Origin of the sequence: Moraxella oculi (genome assembly GCF_023336735.1) — a bacterium.
Taxonomy (GTDB): domain Bacteria; phylum Pseudomonadota; class Gammaproteobacteria; order Pseudomonadales; family Moraxellaceae; genus Moraxella; species Moraxella oculi.
Window position 1 is genome coordinate 1 of sequence record NZ_JAMBAQ010000045.1, and the last position, 2,740, is coordinate 2,740.

The 2,740-nt window shown below is 37.7% G+C and carries 2 pseudogenes; both read left to right on the plus strand.

Going from position 1 to position 2,740, the window contains the following annotated elements:
- A pseudogene (locus M2R47_RS09245) lies at nt 1-1,273 on the plus strand (hypothetical protein); the annotation flags it as partial.
- A gap of 1,042 nt (nt 1,274-2,315) precedes the next feature.
- Nucleotides 2,316-2,740: pseudogene (locus M2R47_RS09250) on the plus strand (hypothetical protein); the annotation flags it as partial.

Below are 2,740 nucleotides of genomic sequence, written 5' to 3' on the forward strand. Positions count from 1 at the left end.
TAAAACCAGCACCACCCACTCTGCCATCACAGACCAAGCAGGACTTAGCCACATCAATACAGAAAACTTCAACCAACCAGAAGTGCAAGATGAGCTAAATCAAATCATTGCTAATGACTTTGATAAGGAGCAAGCATTAAAAGAGTTAAATGCCCAAACAGTGATTACCACAGAGTTTGGGAGAGAGGCTCCAAAGGTAGTGGCTGATTTCAGTAAAGATCAAATCAAACGCATTGCAAGCGATCCAAATCTAACCCCTGAAGAAAAAACAACGGAGCAACAAAAGTGGGCAGAAGGTGGGATTTACCGTGTGGCACTGCATACGGCAATGGGACTGCTTGCCACAGGCACAATAGAAGGTGCTGCATCAGCAGGCACAACCGCCTACACCATTCCAAAGATTGATGAATATCTCACAAATCAAGGCTTTGATGAAACCACAAGACAAACCACACTACTTGCCCTGTCAGCAACACTGGGAGTAAGCATAGGCGACAGCACAGCAAGTACTGTGAATAATGTGGGGCAGGTGCAGTGGAATTATTTGAGTCATAGGGAGAATGCAAATCTTGCTAAATTAAAGCTAGAAAGATCTAAATTGATGGATAAATATCCAAATGGAGGATGTTTATTGACTGCTGAATGTGCAACTCAGCTTGAGGCGTACAATAAGGAGATAGACAAGCTAGAAAGGCTTAGTTGGCAAAGAGATAGGATTTTTGATAAGGCTTATGCGGACTGTAGGTCTGGAAAAGACTGTAATCAATTTTACTATTTACATGTCACTCAGCGAAATGAGTGGAATAAGGAAGGGGTTGAGTTATTTAAAAAACAGTTCAACCCAAAATTGAGCTATGAGCAACAGTCCGTTGATTTTCAAAAAAATTGGGATAAATATGAGGATTATAAAAATGCCTTTCATAATTTTTCTATTGATGGAAAAACAATTTTAAAAAATCCCGATGGAACCTATCCCCATGCAAAATATGTACATAAAGAAGGTCAATTTGAGGTTATTGTAGACAAGAAAACGGGGCAGATTGTTACTACGCCGTCTAACGCTGGCACATTTAATTATTACAAGGATTTGGTAGGTCATATGGATTATGATGTTGACCCTTGGACGGATTTTGGCAGTGGTAATGGTGATAATACAAAATACAATTTGCGCAGATCTGGTTCAGGTATATTATTTGGAGAGTTTGGTATTTGGGATGACAAAGATAAAGCTATAGAAAAATTTAAAAAGATTGATGAGGAGAAAAAGAAATGATGCACTTTGAAAGGATATTTGTTTTATTAGTAATTGATTTTATTATTATTTTTAATCTAGGTTTGATTTTTGGTTCTCCCTTTGCTGAACATTTTATGTTTAAAGCTCTTCCTTATTATTTACCTGTTACAATATTCTTGATATTTTTTTATTATACTATTTCTTTATTTTTTAAGAAAGTACATAATTATTACTTGGTATTTTTTATTTTATTTATCCTTGTAAAAGAGTATTGTGCAGTACTCCTATATGGAGCATCAATTCTGTAAATGAATGGTAAAATTGGCAATTAACTGGAGCGGGGGCTGTAGCTCTTGGCACTGGTTATGGGTTTGGCGGTTCCGTAAATTCCGATGGCTCAATTACAGGTAGTGCAGAAGGTACGGTAGGTGGTGCATTAGGTGGAGCGGTTATGATTTGCTCAAAAAAAGTAGGAGATACTTGTGTCAATCAATGATGGTTATTATAAGAATAGAACTAAGTTGAGAAACTTTCATATCAGCTTGCTAATATGTTTTTTTTTTATTTCTCACTTTAGTTATGTTGGCATATCTTAGATTTGTACTTCTTTATAAAATAGTGTTCTATGTGATGTTTTTATGCATATTGCATGCTTTTTATCGATGCTTTATTCTTCACCAGCATGTTATGGGAAAAATGAAAAAAAGAAGAAAAAAAGGGGTAAATCCCACTTTTGATATAGATATTTTTGATGATTGATCTTGATGCCTGATGAACAAAATATTTTTCATAATTTTGATAAAAATGGTAAGCCTAATTTACTACCAAATGGTAATTATCGTTATAAGAAGTTCGTTCCCAAGACATTCGCAACCACCTAAATTATCAAGGTGATGCCATCAGTGTTGGCATTGGTATTGGTGCAAACACCAGCAATCCAAATGGCAAAGCAAAACCTGCCCTACAAGGCTTAGGCTATGGTACAATAACCCCAACCCATAAAACCAGCACCACCCACTCTGCCATCACAGACCAAGCAGGACTTAGCCACATCAATACAGAAAACTTCAACCAACCAGAAGTGCAAGATGAGCTAAACCAAATCATTGCTAATGACTTTGATAAGGAGCAAGCATTAAAAGAGTTAAATGCCCAAACAGTGATTACCACAGAGTTTGGAAGAGAGGCTCCAAAGGTAGTGGCTGATTTTAGTAAAGATCAAATCAAACGCATTGCAAGCGATCCAAATCTAACCCCTGAAGAAAAAACAACGGAGCAACAAAAGTGGGCAGAAGGTGGTATTTACCGTGTGGCTTTACACGCAGCTGCAGGACTGCTTGCCACAGGTACGATAGAAGGTACTGTATCAGCAGGTACAGCTGCCTATACCATTCCAAAGATTGATGAATATCTCACAAATCAAGGCTTTGATGAAACCACAAGACAAACCACACTACTTGCCCTGTCAGCAACACTGGGAGTAAGCATAGGCGACAGCACAGCAAG